The sequence below is a fragment of the Pseudomonas sp. NPDC090203 genome (assembly GCF_044746765.1).
Classification (GTDB): Bacteria; Pseudomonadota; Gammaproteobacteria; order Pseudomonadales; family Pseudomonadaceae; genus Aquipseudomonas; species Aquipseudomonas putida_AD.
This window is the reverse complement of the sequence record NZ_JBIVCV010000005.1, coordinates 84,584-98,066: the sequence shown is the minus strand read 5'-3', so window position 1 is coordinate 98,066 and position 13,483 is coordinate 84,584. Positions and strand designations below refer to the sequence as shown.

Annotated in this window: 13 protein-coding genes; 6 read left to right on the top strand and 7 right to left on the bottom strand. The window is 62.4% G+C overall.

Annotated features, from left to right (window positions below; all coding sequences use genetic code 11):
• Positions 1-27 precede the first annotated feature (27 nt).
• Positions 28-978 carry a FecR domain-containing protein gene (locus ACIPO9_RS10340; RefSeq protein WP_400780665.1) on the bottom strand — a complete coding sequence of 317 codons (951 nt, stop codon included), beginning with the start codon at positions 976-978 and terminating at the stop codon, positions 28-30.
• Positions 975-1,484: a sigma-70 family RNA polymerase sigma factor gene (locus tag ACIPO9_RS10335; protein WP_400610333.1), complete on the bottom strand. Its 510-nt coding sequence runs from the start codon at positions 1,482-1,484 to the stop codon at positions 975-977. The genes ACIPO9_RS10340 and ACIPO9_RS10335 overlap by 4 nt, the downstream gene beginning before the upstream one ends.
• Before the next feature lie 146 nt (positions 1,485-1,630).
• Here ACIPO9_RS10335 and ACIPO9_RS10330 point away from each other — a divergent pair, with 146 nt between their 5' ends.
• The 3 genes from ACIPO9_RS10330 (at position 1,631) to ACIPO9_RS10320 (ending at position 3,226) form a co-directional block, all read left to right on the top strand.
• Complete coding sequence (locus ACIPO9_RS10330) at positions 1,631-2,140, top strand: thioredoxin family protein (RefSeq protein WP_400780663.1); 510 nt, start codon at positions 1,631-1,633, stop codon at positions 2,138-2,140.
• Between the two features lie 131 nt (positions 2,141-2,271).
• Positions 2,272-2,733 (top strand): Hsp20 family protein, encoded by a 462-nt coding sequence (locus ACIPO9_RS10325; RefSeq protein WP_400780661.1) that lies wholly within the window; start codon positions 2,272-2,274, stop codon positions 2,731-2,733.
• Positions 2,734-2,872: 139 nt separating this feature from the next.
• The gene (locus tag ACIPO9_RS10320) at positions 2,873-3,226 is read left to right on the top strand and encodes a hypothetical protein (RefSeq protein ID WP_274132799.1); all 354 of its coding nucleotides are present in this window, start codon (positions 2,873-2,875) and stop codon (positions 3,224-3,226) included.
• A 214-nt stretch (positions 3,227-3,440) separates the two neighbouring features.
• Here the strand turns inward: ACIPO9_RS10320 and yghU are convergent, their stop codons facing one another.
• Both yghU and ACIPO9_RS10310 read right to left on the bottom strand, forming a co-directional pair.
• Positions 3,441-4,280 carry a glutathione-dependent disulfide-bond oxidoreductase gene (yghU, locus tag ACIPO9_RS10315; RefSeq protein WP_400780658.1) on the bottom strand — a complete coding sequence of 280 codons (840 nt, stop codon included), beginning with the start codon at positions 4,278-4,280 and terminating at the stop codon, positions 3,441-3,443.
• Positions 4,281-4,613: 333 nt separating this feature from the next.
• Positions 4,614-5,015 (bottom strand): ester cyclase, encoded by a 402-nt coding sequence (locus tag ACIPO9_RS10310; RefSeq protein ID WP_400780656.1) that lies wholly within the window; start codon positions 5,013-5,015, stop codon positions 4,614-4,616.
• Positions 5,016-5,301: 286 nt separating this feature from the next.
• Between ACIPO9_RS10310 and ACIPO9_RS10305 the strand changes: the two genes are divergently transcribed.
• The gene (locus tag ACIPO9_RS10305) at positions 5,302-7,725 is read left to right on the top strand and encodes a glucose/quinate/shikimate family membrane-bound PQQ-dependent dehydrogenase (RefSeq protein WP_400780653.1); all 2,424 of its coding nucleotides are present in this window, start codon (positions 5,302-5,304) and stop codon (positions 7,723-7,725) included.
• Between the two features lie 68 nt (positions 7,726-7,793).
• Here the strand turns inward: ACIPO9_RS10305 and ACIPO9_RS10300 are convergent, their stop codons facing one another.
• Entirely contained in the window at positions 7,794-8,405 is a 612-nt protein-coding gene (locus ACIPO9_RS10300; RefSeq protein WP_400780651.1) for a glutathione S-transferase, read from the bottom strand.
• Positions 8,406-8,682: 277 nt separating this feature from the next.
• On the opposite strand from ACIPO9_RS10300, the gene ACIPO9_RS10295 reads away from it, so the two are divergent.
• Together ACIPO9_RS10295 and ACIPO9_RS10290 are read left to right on the top strand one after the other, a co-directional pair.
• Positions 8,683-10,326, top strand: a complete 1,644-nt coding sequence (locus ACIPO9_RS10295) for a phosphoethanolamine transferase (protein ID WP_400780649.1) — start codon at positions 8,683-8,685, stop codon at positions 10,324-10,326.
• Positions 10,327-10,332: 6 nt separating this feature from the next.
• Entirely contained in the window at positions 10,333-11,157 is an 825-nt protein-coding gene (locus tag ACIPO9_RS10290; protein ID WP_400780646.1) for an AraC family transcriptional regulator, read from the top strand.
• Here ACIPO9_RS10290 and ACIPO9_RS10285 read toward each other — a convergent pair whose 3' ends face one another.
• Together ACIPO9_RS10285 and ACIPO9_RS10280 are read right to left on the bottom strand one after the other, a co-directional pair.
• Entirely contained in the window at positions 11,158-11,745 is a 588-nt protein-coding gene (locus ACIPO9_RS10285; RefSeq protein WP_400610347.1) for a LysE family translocator, read from the bottom strand.
• 206 nt (positions 11,746-11,951) lie between these two features.
• Positions 11,952-13,391, bottom strand: a complete 1,440-nt coding sequence (locus ACIPO9_RS10280; RefSeq protein WP_400780644.1) for an MFS transporter — start codon at positions 13,389-13,391, stop codon at positions 11,952-11,954.
• Between the last annotated feature and the right edge of the window lie 92 nt (positions 13,392-13,483).

Sequence of the window (13,483 nt, the reverse complement as noted above, 5' to 3'; positions counted from 1 at the left end):
CGCCCCGATCCCGGTTCGCGTTGCTGCTCACACGCGGCTGGCGCGGGGCACCAGGGCTACCCAGTAGCGGGTTCGGGTTTTTACCTCGATCGGCAGGCTGGCGGCGAGCAGGGAAAGCACCCGGTCGGTGTTGTCGATGCGAAAGCTGCCGGTGACGCGCAGGGCTTCAAGCTCCGGCTCCCAGCGCAGCAGGCCGGTGCGGTAGCGCGACAGCTCGCGCAAGAAATCCCCCAGGGGCTGATTCTGGGCCATCACCACACCGTCTCGCCAACCGGGAGCGACGTTGTCGAAGGGGCTGACCGGCCCTGCCCCGCTCACCTGCAGATCGACTTGCTGGCCCGCCTCCAACAACAGTGCAGGCCCTTGCAACGGCAACAGACGGACCCTGCCACTGACCACCGACACCCGGCAGTCATCGCGGCTCAGACGGACGCAGACTTCACTCTGGCTGACCACCACCCGGCCATACGGCCCCTGGATGGTCAGCGCCGACTCACCCGGTACCTTGAGCGCGATTTCACCCCGGACCAGGGTCAGGCGGCGTGCAGCCATGTCCAGGTTCACCGCGCTGGCGGTGTTCAGCTCCAGCGTACTGCCATCGGCGAGGACCACGCGCTTGTGCTCGCCGGTCGAGGTTGAAAGATCAGCCTGCCAGACATCCAGTGGCAACTGGCGGCTGAGCATCCAGGCAGCGGGCGCCAGCGCGGCCAGGCCCAGCGCACCTTTGAGCAGCGCCCGCCGGCCTGGCTGGGGACGGTCCAGCGTCGCCATCGCCAGACGGGTCGGCAGGCTGTTGAAGCGCTGCCGCAGTTGCTCGACCTTCTGCCACGCCTGCTCATGGCTGGCATGGCTGTCGCGCCAGTGTTGCAGTCTCAACCGGTCGGCTTCGCTCGCATCCCCCGATTCGAGCAGCGCCAGCCACTGCGCTGCCTTGCGCACGACCTCACGCTCCTGGCCTGCGGGCGCGGCGCGGTTCACCAGTCCACCAACAGGCAATGCTCATAGGCATGCGCCATGTAGCGTTTGACGGTGCGCTCGGAAACGTCGAGGCGCTCGGCAATCTCGCGATAGCCCAGCCCTTCCAGCTGGCTCAGGAGAAACGCCCGACGCACCATGGCAGGCAGCCCGTCGAGCAACTCGTCCAGGGCCTGCAGGGTTTCGAGCAGTACCCAGCGCTGTTCCGGCGAAGGCACGCATTCCTGCGGCAACTGCGCCAGCGCCTCCAGATAGGCCTGTTCCAGACTGCGGCGGGTGTAGAAATTGCTCAGCAGGCGCTTGCCCACCGTCAGCAGGTAGGCCCTGGGCTCGCGCAATTCGCCGAGCGGTTGCGAACTGCCGAGTACCCGCACGAAGGTGTCCTGGCTCAGGTCGGCCGCATCCCAGGCGTTGCCCATGCGCCGCCGCAGCCAGCCTTCGAGCCAGCCATGGTGGTCGCGATACAGGGCATCGAGAGTGGGTTGCGGGGGCGGCGCGGCGTCGGACATCTAAAGGCTCGGTAGGAAAGCGCGACTCAAATGAGACTGATTCTAATTAGTGATCTTGATCAACAACAAGCTCTTTTGGCGCAAAGGTTGCCGCCCGCCGACAATTCTGCTGGGATGAGCCATCCGTTTTTCACAGAGCACTGACCATGGCGTCCTATAAAGACCTCTTCGAGTATGGGGAGCATTTCGAGTCGTTCGTCGCCCGAGGTTTCCCGACAGAAATCGCCGCGATCCGCGACATGCAGCACAAGCTGGCCGAGCAGCAGGCCATCAGCCTCGCCAGCCAGCAGCGCCTGCTCGCGGTGCAGGCGACCTTTCATCTGCTGGTAGTCGGCGAAATGTGGTGCCCGGACTGCCAGATCAACATCGCAGTCATGGATTACCTGCAGCGGGGCAAGGCGAATATCGACCTGGCGATCATCTCCAAGGGCCGCGCGGAGAATGAACTCAAGCAGCGCCTGGACCTTGAGCGCATTTCGATCCCGCTGGTGCTGGTGCTCGACGAACAGTTCGAGCCGGTCGGACGTTTTGTCGAAAGCCCGCAGGCGGTCATCGAGGGTGGTGACGCCGCGAAAGCCGACTACCGGGCCGGCAAGTATCTGGAAAGCACCTTGCAGGACTTTCTGGCTATTTTCGAAGAGTCGGCACAGGGCTAGATCACCCTGCCCTTTGCCGCAAAATGTGTCGCCATGCTTGTGTTTTCCGGCAGGTAAGCCTAACTGATTGCAGTACTGAGCCCGAAAGCGACTCCGTCTTGATCACTTGCGCAATGCCAGGAGATTTTGACATGGCGACTGCAATCACCCTGGCGCCCCTGCTGCGCCAATCCGTAGGTTTCGACCGGCTGAGCGACCTGTTCGAGTCGGCCCTGCACAACGAACCCTGCACCTGCTATCCACCCCACAACATCGAGCGCTACGGCGACGATCACTACCGCATCGTGGTCGCGGCCGCCGGGCTGTCGGCGGACGACCTGGACCTGCGGATCGAAAAAAGCGTGCTGATCGTCTGCGGCGGCGAGCGTTCGGCAGACGCCGGCGCCACCTACCTGCATCAGGGCATCGCCCATGGCGCCTTTCGCCTGGTGTTTCACTTGGCTGACCATATCGAAGTCCAGGGCGCGACCTTCGAAAACGGCCTGTTGATCATCTTCTTGCTGCGCGTGGTGCCAGACGAGATCCGCCCGCGGCACATCAAGATCAACAGCCCGGGAGATGGCCCGGACCGGCGGCAGATCGATCAGCACTGAGCGTCAGCGCAATTTGATGGAACTCACCCGCGCCCAGCGGGCCATATACCCTGTACGCCTCTGCAACGGGCCTGACCGGGGAGGCACGCATGGACAGCTGAGACTGTCTGTTGGCATCCACTCGCATACAGGTGACGCAGTGAATACATTTGTCTCGCTGGAAAAACTGGGTAAGACCGATCTGCACGATTATCACGAAGTCTGGATCACCACCTCCGAACGCTGGCCACAGGACCCCGAAACCGCGCAACGCATGTGCCTCTGGCGCGTTGACCGCGAGCTGACCCGGGACGTGGAAATCGATGAGGTGTATTTCCAGAACCTGCCAAGGCTCTGGTTGCTGGTAGACGACCTGCACGACACCGCAGCCGTCGCCGGCATTGAACAGGCGCTGACCCTGCGCCTGGACGAGCAGAACCTGGAGGGCGAATTTCACCCCGCGGAACAAGACAAGGTGCCGTGCGGCGATAAACACACCGATTTGCGCAGTTGACCCCGTAGCAGTCCGGCTTGCCGGCGTCGGCGATTTCAAAGACGCCGACGCCGGCAAGCCGGACTGCTACGGAATCGGGGCGGTCTCAAATCAGGAGGGTGCACCGATAAGCTGTAGGAGCGCGCTTGCCCGCGAAGGCGTCAGCCCTGACGCCTCGATGGCGCCTGATTCACCGCTTTCGCGGGCAAGCGCGCTCCTACAGATATTCGTCATGTCAATCCAGATCCGAAGCCTGATGGCGTTCAGGCACCTGGTTGCCTTCGTCGCCCCATGTACGGTTGACCCGCAAGCCACGGATCACGGCCGGGCGCTTGGCGATTTCCTTGGCCCAGCGTTGCACGTGGGTGTACTCGTGGGCGGCGAGGAATTCGGCGGACGAATACACGTTGCCCAAGGCCACCTGGCCGTACCATGACCACACCGCGATGTCGGCGATGGTGTAGGTATCGCCCGCCAGGTAACGGCTCTCACCCAGGCGGCGGTCGAGCACGTCCAGTTGGCGCTTGGCTTCCATGGTGAAGCGGTTGATGGCGTACTCGATCTTCTCCGGCGCGTACACATAGAAGTGCCCGAAACCACCCCCCAGATACGGCGCCGCACCCATCTGCCAGAACAGCCAGTTGAGCGTTTCAGTACGCGCAGCCGGCGCCTTGGGCAGCAGGTCGCCGAACTTTTCCGCGAGATACAAAAGGATCGAGCCCGACTCGAACACCCGCACCGGCGGCTCGACGCTGCGGTCCAGCAGTGCCGGAATCTTGGAGTTGGGGTTGATCTCGACGAAACCGCTGGAGAACTGATCCCCCTCACCGATCTTGATCAGCCAGGCATCGTACTCCGCGTCCTTGTGCCCAAGGGCCAACAGCTCTTCGAGCATGATGGTGACCTTCACCCCGTTGGGCGTGGCCAGGGAATACAGCTGCAACGGCTGCTTGCCCACCGGCAGGGTCTTTTCGTGGGTGGGGCCGGCCACCGGGCGGTTGATGCTCGAGAACTGGCCACCGGACGGTGCCTCGTATGTCCAGACCTTGGGGGGAACGTAGGCAGCTTTGGTCATGAAACGAACCTCTTGATTGAGTCACGGCAGCGTCAGGCCGCGCAGTGAAAAGGCAAAGGAAGAGAAAATGAGACCGGGCACAAGCGTGAGCAGTTCAGGGCGGGTGTCGACCAGTCCCCTGCTGCGTTGCGTGGACGAACCTTACCGCGTCAGGCAGCCGGTCGTCACTCGATACGGGTGTCCGACCCTGAGGGCAAACGTTAAAGTGCTACCGAATTCGAGCAAAGACGTTCGCCTGCATTGAAGCGGCCGGACGCCCACGAGGTGAATCTGACGATGGACAACGCCATCCCTCACCTGCAACAGCGCTTGCTGCAATACGTGCTCGCCTCGTCAGGGTGAATCATTGCCCAGCTGCGCCCTGACCGCCTCCTTGTCGATCACCGAAAACACCTGGGCAATGCGCCCGTCGCGGATTTCATAGAAGACGTTTTCGGTAAAGCTCACCCGCTTGCCGTTAACCGGCAAGCCAAACAACTCCCCTACAGGCGTGCAATCGAAACAGAGCCGCGCCGCGATGTGCGGTGGATCCGCGATCAAAAGATCGATCACGAAGCGCAGATCCGGGATGGCACGGAAATCGTTTTCCAGCATCTCCCGGTAGCCTGACAGGCCGATGCGCTGCCCGTTGTAGTGCGCATCCTGATGCACGAAGCGACCCAGCTCAGGCCAGGCCTGCCGGTTGAGGCAATCGATGTAGCCGCGATACAGCTCGCTGATGTCCTGTCTGGTCATAGGTAACGGCCTGTCGTCGGTGTATCTGGCATTGGGCGTCTCGGGCCGCGGTTGGTTCACACCCAATTGTTACGCCATAAGCAACAGTGTTTATCCATCGATTACGAGGACAATTTGCCGCAGGGCACGGATTTTTTGCTAAAGTTAGGTAATTAACTAACTGGTTAATTACCTGTGTGGCTACCCCCTTCGCCTCCCGGCGCATGCGGGCTTCGCACTGCAAAACCGTTCTTCCCACCCTCGTAGAGCGTTCGCACGACGCTCAACGTCAGCAGGATCACGCAACATGACTACGTCTCGCCCTTCGGCATCCGTCAGTCGCTGGCCCATCTGGGTCGTCGCACTTGGCGTGCTGGTATTTGGATTACTTTTCGCAGCAGGTGGCGGCTACCTCGTCACCCTCGGTGGCAGCTGGTACTTCCTGCTTGCCGGTCTTGGCCTGATCGGTTCGGCATTCCTGCTGTTCAAAGGGCGCGTTGCCGGTGCCTGGCTGTTCGCAGCCGTCATGGTACTGACCCTGCTGTGGGCGGTGTCGGATGCAGGCCTGGTGTTCTGGCCGCTGGTGTCGCGCCTGTTCGCGTTGGGCGTGCTGAGTCTGCTGGTGGCGCTGGTCTACCCGACGCTGCGCAAGGCCAACGGCCTGCCTGGCGGCGTGGGTGGTTACGCGCTGGGCGGCGTGCTCGCCATCGCCATGGCAGCCGGTTTCTGGGGCATGTTCCAGCCTCACGCCTCGGTATCGCCCACCGGCAACGGCCCGGAGCTGACCAAGGTCGACCCGGCCAAGGCGCAGAAAGACTGGGCCCACTACGGTAATGACGAAGGTGGCGGCCGCTTCGCTGCGCTGGACCAGATCAACCGCAGCAACGTATCCAGGCTGGTGCCGGTCTGGACCTATCACACCGGTGACGTGGCCATCAGCGACGGCAACGGTGCCGAAGACCAGATGACCCCGCTGCAGATCGGCGACAAGGTGTTCATCTGCACCCCGCACAACAACATCATCGCGCTGGACGCCGACACCGGCAAAGAGCTGTGGAAGCACGAAACCAACGCCAAGTCCGCCGTGTGGCAGCGTTGCCGTGGCCTGGCGTACTTCGACGCCACCGCCGCCATTGCGCAACCTACCGATGGCAGCACCCCTGCCGTGCCAGTTGCCGTGCCTGAAGGCGCCAATTGCACGCGTCGCCTGCTGACCAACACCATCGACGCACGCCTGATCGCGGTCGATGCCGACACCGGCGAGCTGTGCAAAGGCTTTGGCGACAACGGCCAGGTCGATCTGAAAGCCGGCCTGGGCAAGGTGCCGGACTCCTACTACCAACTCTCGTCCGCGCCGCTGATGGCCGGCACCACAGTGGTCGTTGGTGGCCGTGTGGCGGACAACGTGCAGACCGACATGCCAGGTGGCGTGATCCGTGGTTTTGACGTGGTCACCGGTGAAATGCGCTGGGCGTTCGATCCGGGCAATCCTGAAGACAAGAAAGCCCCGGAAGGCGACAGCACCTATGTGCGCAGCACGCCGAACAGCTGGGCGCCGATGTCCTACGATCCGGCGATGAACACCGTGTTCCTGCCGATGGGCAGCTCGTCCACCGACATCTACGGCGTTGAACGCACCCAGCTCGATCACACCTACGGCGCGTCCGTGCTGGCCCTGAACGCCACCACCGGCGAGCAGAAGTGGGTCTACCAGACCGTACACAACGATCTGTGGGACTTCGACCTGCCGATGCAGCCGAGCCTGATCGACTTCACCAAAAAGGACGGCAGCAAGGTTCCGGCCGTCGTGATCGGCACCAAGGCCGGTCAGATCTACGTGCTCGATCGCCACACCGGCCAGCCGCTGACCGAGGTCAAGGAAGTGCCGGTCAAGCCGTCGAACATCCCGAACGAGCCGTATTCGCCGACTCAACCGAAATCGGTGGGCATGCCGGAAATCGGCGCGCAGACGCTGACCGAATCGGACATGTGGGGCGCCACGCCGTTCGACCAACTGCTGTGCCGTATCTCGTTCAAGAAGATGCGCTACGACGGCCTCTACACCGCGCCAGGCACTGACGTGTCCCTGAGCTTCCCGGGCTCGCTGGGCGGCATGAACTGGGGCAGCCTGTCGACCGACCCGGTCCACGGTTTCATCTTCGTCAACGACATGCGTCTGGGCCTGTGGAGCCAGATGGTGCCGCAGCAGAAAGACGCCAAGGCCTCCAGCGGCGGCGAAGCGCTGAACACCGGCATGGGCGCGGTGCCGCTCAAGGGCACCCCGTATGCCGTGAACAAGAACCGCTTCCTGTCGGTAGCCGGCATTCCGTGCCAGGCGCCACCGTTCGGCACCCTGACCGCCATCGACATGAAGACCCAGAAGATCGCCTGGCAAGTGCCGGTCGGCACCGTGCAGGACACCGGCCCCATGGGCATCAAGATGCACATGCAACTGCCGATCGGCATGCCGACGCTGGGTGGCACCCTCTCCACCCAAGGCGGCCTGATCTTCATCGCCGGCACCCAGGACTACTACCTGCGCGCCTTCAACAGCGCCAACGGTGAAGAAGCCTGGAAAGCCCGTCTGCCGGTGGGCAGCCAGGGCGGCCCGATGACCTTCGTCTCGCCGAAGACCGGCAAGCAGTACATCGTCATCACCGCCGGTGGCGCTCGCCAGTCGGCCGACCGTGGCGACTACGTGATCGCCTACGCGCTGCCTGACAGCAAGTAAGCGGCTGCGAGACAAAAAAACCGCTGTCGCCCTTGAGGTGACAGCGGTTTTTTTATGGCTGCGGTTTACTAGACCATTGGCAAACGGCTGAAGATTTCCAGCTGCTCGGCCTCGGCACTGAACGCTGCCAGCAGCGGATACTCCTGAGCACTGGCCTGATCCGGCACTACCAGCTGAATGAAGCTCCAGCCCACGGCAATGCTGATGCCGTCCTGGCCGATGTCCGGTCCGGCACTGGGTGGTTGCTCGCGCAACTCACGCTCGAGCTCGGCGCAGGCGGTCTTCAACTGTTCGCTGACCCGCTCCACCCAAGGCCCGTGCTGGATGTGCTCTGGCCGCAGATTACGCTCGTAGTAGATCTGCACGGCCTTTTCATAGGCCACCAGCGCCAGCCCCGACAGGCGCAGAACCCGTGTGCGTTCGGCCAGCGTCGTGGGCACCAGGCCCTTCCCCGGCCCCTTGAAGCATTCGACATAATCGAGGATCAGGCTCGACTCCATCAGCACCGTGCCGTCATCGGTGATGAAGGTCGGCGCCTTGATCAGCGGGTTGATCTGGCGAAAGCGCTCCATGCCGCGAAACACCGAAACCGGCTCATGCTCGAAAGCGATCCCCATGCGGGCCAGGCTGACCGCGACACGCCGCACATAAGGGGAATCCAGCATACCGACGAGTTTCATCCACAACCTCCTTGGCTTCGGTGATATCAGAGTAATAGCTTCCCACGCAGGCTAGCAAAAAGCCCTGCGCGCACAACCTGCCTTTCAAAAAACAGTGCAGGACCGGGTTGCTGGACTACGCTCGATTCACAAATTCTTCACAAATATTTTGAAACACTCCGCGCGATCCTCGCCCTTAACCACCCCCACCTGCCATGACAGGTTTGTCTGACGTGCCGATCCCACGGACAGGTTCGATGCCACGTATGTGCAGGCTGTGCTTCGAGTAGTGCTTTATATGGAAATGCGTTCAAGGCTCAAACCCGTCACCTCTACCCGCCTGGTCATGTTGTTTTCCCTGTGCATGGTGGTGTTCTACAACCTGGCCACCTGGCACGCGCTGGTCGGCCTGACCCAGCTGCAAGGCATCAAGGTCGCGGCGTTCTACGCCTCTTTTGCGATCTTCCTGTGGGCGGCAATCACCCTGCTGCTGACCCCGTTCTCGTTCCGGCCAACCCTCAAGCCGGTGTTGAGCCTGGTGGCGCTGTGTTCGGCGGCAGCGGCGTATTTCATGAACAGCTATGGCATCACCATCGACACGGTGATGATGCAGAACGTGCTGGAAACCAACCCCGGCGAAGCCAAGGCCCTGCTCAGCGGCAAGCTGTTGGCCTACCTGCTGTTGCTCGGCGCGCTGCCCATCGCCCTGATCTGGCTGTGGCCGGTGACCTACCGCCGCGTGCTGCCGGGCCTGGTCAACAAGGTGCTGGTGTGCATCGGCTGCGTGCTGGTAATCGCTGCCTCGGTGGGCCCGTTCTATTCGACCTACGCGCCGATCTTCCGCGATGAAGACAAGCTGACTCACTTCATCAACCCCACCAACTACATCTACGCCATCGGCAAACTGACCAAGCAGACCGTGGCGATCAAGGAGACGGTGAAGATCCAGACCGTAGGCGCCGACTCGGCCCTCACGGCCCAGGCCCGGCAACGTCCGAAGAAAAGCCTGATGATCTTCGTGGTGGGCGAGACCGCCCGGGCCGACCACTTCTCACTCAACGGCTATGAGCGCGAGACCAACCCGGAACTGAAGAAGCAGGACATTCTCAACTTCACCCAGGTGGCCTCCTGCGGCACCTCGACCGCCGTATCGGTACCGTGCATGTTCTCCAAGTTTCCGCGCACCGATTACAGCGACAAGAAAGGCAAGACCTACGAGGGTCTGCTGGACATGCTGCAGCGCGCGGGCCTGAAGGTGGTGTGGCTGGACAACAACAGCGACTGCAAGGGCACCTGCCTGCGCGTGCCCCACAGCGATATCCCGAAAACCCAGAAGAGCCCCTTCTGCGACGGCCAGAACTGCCTGGACGAATCGCTGCTGGTGGGCTTGCAGGAGTACATCGATACCCTGTCGGACAACGCGATCATCGTCCTGCACTCCGACGGCAGCCATGGTCCGGAATACTACGACCGTTACCCCAAGACCATGGAGCGCTTCACCCCGGTGTGCCGCACCAACCAGTTGGGCAGTTGCACCTCTGACGAGCTGAAGAACGTCTACGACAACACGATCCTCTACACCGACCATTTCCTGGCGCAGACCATCGAGTTGCTCAAGCGCAACCAGGACAAGGTCGACACCTCGATGATTTACGTGTCGGATCACGGCGAATCCTTGGGCGAAAACGGCATCTACCTGCATGCAGCGCCCTACGCCATCGCGCCGAGTGCCCAGACCCACGTGCCGATGGTCATGTGGTTCGGCAACCAGACACTGGAAGACGCTAACGTCGACCGCAGCTGCCTGGCCGCCAAACAGCAGCAGCCGGACCTGAGCCATGACTACCTGTTCCATTCGGTGCTAGGCTTGCTCGGCGTCTCGACCACCGAATACCAGCCCGCGCTGGACATTTTCAGCAGCTGTACGCGCAGCAAAGGATGACCTGACATGCCCCTCCAGAACCCGGCCAGCAATGACGCAACCCCGGTGTTCTGGAGGGATGCTGCCCTGCCCTTCATCGAGGCCCGCTCCATCGCCGACGGGCGCAAAGTCTGTTACTCGCGCCATTCCCACGAAGTGTTTTCCATCGGCGCCATCACCGCCGGGCAAAGCACCTACCTGCACGAAAAGACCACCCAGACCATCCGCACCGGCACCTTGGTGCTGATGAATCCGGGTGATGTCCACGCCTGCAATCCCATCGATGACCAGCCTTGGTCCTACGTGATGCTGTACGTCGATGCGCAGTGGCTGGGCCGGGTGCAACAGGCTTGCGGCGTGGATGGATTCCGGCCCCTGTCCCCGATCTCAAGTAACGACCCCGAGCTGTTTGCCGGGTTGCTGGCGCTGCATCGGGTGTTGATCGATCCGGCGCTGGAATCCCTGCAGAAACACGAAGCGGCCATTGTTTTTTTCACGATGATGCAGCAGCGCCTGGGGGATTGCGACGCCCCGCTGAAGAAGGTCAATGCCAGGCTTGAGCGTGCGGCGGATTACATCAACGCACACTTTCTTGAAGCCTTGAGGCTCGAGGACATCTGCCAGGTGGCGAACCTGTCCGAGGCCTACCTGATTCGTGCCTTCGAGCAGCATTACCACATGACGCCCCACGCCTACCTCATCAACCGCCGCATCCAGCATGCTCAAGGGCAACTGCGCGAGGGCGAGGCAATCGCCGATATCGCCCAGCAGAACGGCTTTGCCGACCAGGCGCATTTCCAGCGGGTGTTCAAGAAGCACCTGGCGGTAACGCCCGGCCAATACCGCCAGTGATCAGACGTACAACAGCGACACCGCGCACCCGGCCAGCATGGCAGCCATGCTGCGGTTGAACGTGCGAATGCGCTGCGGGCTGCGCAGCCAGGGCCCGAGGAAGGCGCCGGCGTAGGCCCAGCAGGCCACCGACAGGTAGCAGATCACGAAATAGATCAGCGCAAACAACCCGATCAACCGCCCTTCGCCATCGGCGACGAACGCCCCCATCCCTGCCACGGCGGCCAGCCACGCTTTAGGGTTGAGCCACTGCATCAGCGCGCCATGCCAGAACGAGGGGGATTGGGTGGGCTGGTCGACGTCAAGACGACCGTCGTCGAGCGCCAGCTTCCAGGCCAGGTAGACCAGAAACGCCATACCGGCCCAGCGAATGATGTCGGTCAGCACCGGGTACTGACGCAACACTTCGTGCAGCCCGAAGCCGGTGAACACCAGCAACAGCACAAAGCCGACCGTGGCCCCCAGGACATGCCGCAGGCTGGCCAGCAATCCGAACTGCGCGCCGCTGCTGAGCGCCACCACATTCACCGGGCCAGGGGAGATCGACGCGGCCAGCGCGAAGGCGGCCATGGACATCATCAGGTTCATTCAGAGTGTTCTCCGTTCATTGAATGAGCCAGAGGTTAAAGGGGTGGGGTTTGGGCGGTATTGAAGAAAACTGACCAGGCTGATGCCCGCCGTTGATGTTGTAGGAGCGCGCTTGCCCGCGATGGCGTCAGGCCTGTGACATTGACGGCGGCTGACACGACGCCATCGCGGGCAAGCGCGCTCCTACGCCTACCGGCAGAGGCCGGCTAATCCCTGGCCTGCGACAACGGCCGGGCCACCTGCTCCAGGGACTTGCGCTCCGACGCCGCGCCCCAGATCGCCTGCACCGCCGCTGCCAGCAACATCAACGCCGCGCCGATCAGGTAGCCGATGAACACTGGCCCGCGCTGGTGGCTGTCGATCAACTCGCCAAACAGGGTTGGCCCGACGATCCCGCCCAACGCCGTGCCGAAGGCGTAAAACACCGCAATCGCCAATGCGCGAATTTCCAGCGGGAAGGTTTCGGCCACCGTGAGATAGGCCGAACTGGCCGCCGCCGAAGCGAAGAAGAAAATGACCATCCAGGCGATGGCCTGCTGGGTGACCGTCAACAGGCCCTGCTCGAACAGATAACCGCTGATACTCAGCAGCACCGCTGACACCGCATAGGTCAGGCTGATCATCACCCGCCGCCCCACCACATCGAACAGCCGCCCCAGCAACAGCGGCCCGCAGAAATTACCCAGTGCCAGCGGCAGCACGTACCAGCCGATGGAGGCCGACGGCACACCATAGAACTCGGTCAATACCAGCGCGTAGGTGAAGAAGATCGCGTTATAGAAGAACGCCTGGGCAGTAAGCAGCGTCATGCCCACCAGCGCCCGTTGCCGATAGGCGTTGAACAGGGTGTCGAAGATTTCACCGAGCGGCGTGTGGTCCCGGGCATGCAGGCGCAATGGCGGGCCTTCGGGATTCTTGAGCACGTGGCCCTGCTCGCGCAAGCGCTGCTCGATGCCCTCGACGATCGTCCTCGCCTCCTCGGCCTGGCCATGGATCAGCAGCCAGCGCGGGCTTTCCGGCAGCCACAGACGCATCAGCAGAATCACCAGCCCGAGCACCGCACCGATGCCGAAACACAAGCGCCACCCCAGATCGCCCCCCACCACGTTCGCATCGAGCAACAGAATTGAACCACCGGCCCCCAGCGCTGCGCCGATCCAGAAGGTGCCATTGATGGTCAGGTCGACCCAGCCACGAAAGCGCGCCGGGGTGAATTCCTGGATGGTGGAATTGATCGCCGTGTATTCGCCACCGATGCCCATGCCGGTGAGGAAGCGAAACAGCATGAAGCTCCACAGACTGAAGGAAAACGCCGTGGCGGCCGTCGCGCTGATGTACAGCGCCAGAGTGATGAAGAACAGTTTGCGCCGCCCGAGCCGGTCAGTCAGCCAACCGAAAAACAACGCCCCCAACACCGCGCCACAGATGTACGCGCCACCGGCCAGGCCAATGTCGGCATTGCTCAGGTGCAGCACCGGACTTTCCTTCAACGCCCCGGACACCGACCCGGCCAGGGTCACCTCAAGGCCGTCGAGCAGCCAAGTGATGCCCAGCGCAAACACCAGCAACGTATGAAACCGCCCCCACGGCAACCGGTCCAGCCGCGCAGGCAGATCGGTTTCGAACAGCGTGCCGGTGTTATTCATGCCCGATCCCTGCCCCGGTGGTCTCTGGGTTGAGAGTTCAGGGGCGTGGCAGGAGTTCATTCGCGAGGCCAACACACACCGTAGCAGCACGG

What these genes read in the sequence shown, in the direction of transcription:
- ACIPO9_RS10335 (WP_400610333.1), bottom strand. Translation starts at nt 1,484, where the DNA reads ATGTCCGACGCCGCGCCGCCCCCGCAACCCACTCTCGATGCCCTGTAT.
- ACIPO9_RS10330 (WP_400780663.1), top strand. Translation starts at nt 1,631, where the DNA reads ATGGCGTCCTATAAAGACCTCTTCGAGTATGGGGAGCATTTCGAGTCG.
- ACIPO9_RS10325 (WP_400780661.1), top strand. Translation starts at nt 2,272, where the DNA reads ATGGCGACTGCAATCACCCTGGCGCCCCTGCTGCGCCAATCCGTAGGT.
- yghU (WP_400780658.1), bottom strand. Translation starts at nt 4,280, where the DNA reads ATGACCAAAGCTGCCTACGTTCCCCCCAAGGTCTGGACATACGAGGCA.
- ACIPO9_RS10310 (WP_400780656.1), bottom strand. Translation starts at nt 5,015, where the DNA reads ATGACCAGACAGGACATCAGCGAGCTGTATCGCGGCTACATCGATTGC.
- ACIPO9_RS10305 (WP_400780653.1), top strand. Translation starts at nt 5,302, where the DNA reads ATGACTACGTCTCGCCCTTCGGCATCCGTCAGTCGCTGGCCCATCTGG.
- ACIPO9_RS10300 (WP_400780651.1), bottom strand. Translation starts at nt 8,405, where the DNA reads ATGAAACTCGTCGGTATGCTGGATTCCCCTTATGTGCGGCGTGTCGCG.
- ACIPO9_RS10295 (WP_400780649.1), top strand. Translation starts at nt 8,683, where the DNA reads ATGGAAATGCGTTCAAGGCTCAAACCCGTCACCTCTACCCGCCTGGTC.
- ACIPO9_RS10290 (WP_400780646.1), top strand. Translation starts at nt 10,333, where the DNA reads ATGCCCCTCCAGAACCCGGCCAGCAATGACGCAACCCCGGTGTTCTGG.
- ACIPO9_RS10285 (WP_400610347.1), bottom strand. Translation starts at nt 11,745, where the DNA reads ATGAACCTGATGATGTCCATGGCCGCCTTCGCGCTGGCCGCGTCGATC.
- ACIPO9_RS10280 (WP_400780644.1), bottom strand. Translation starts at nt 13,391, where the DNA reads ATGAATAACACCGGCACGCTGTTCGAAACCGATCTGCCTGCGCGGCTG.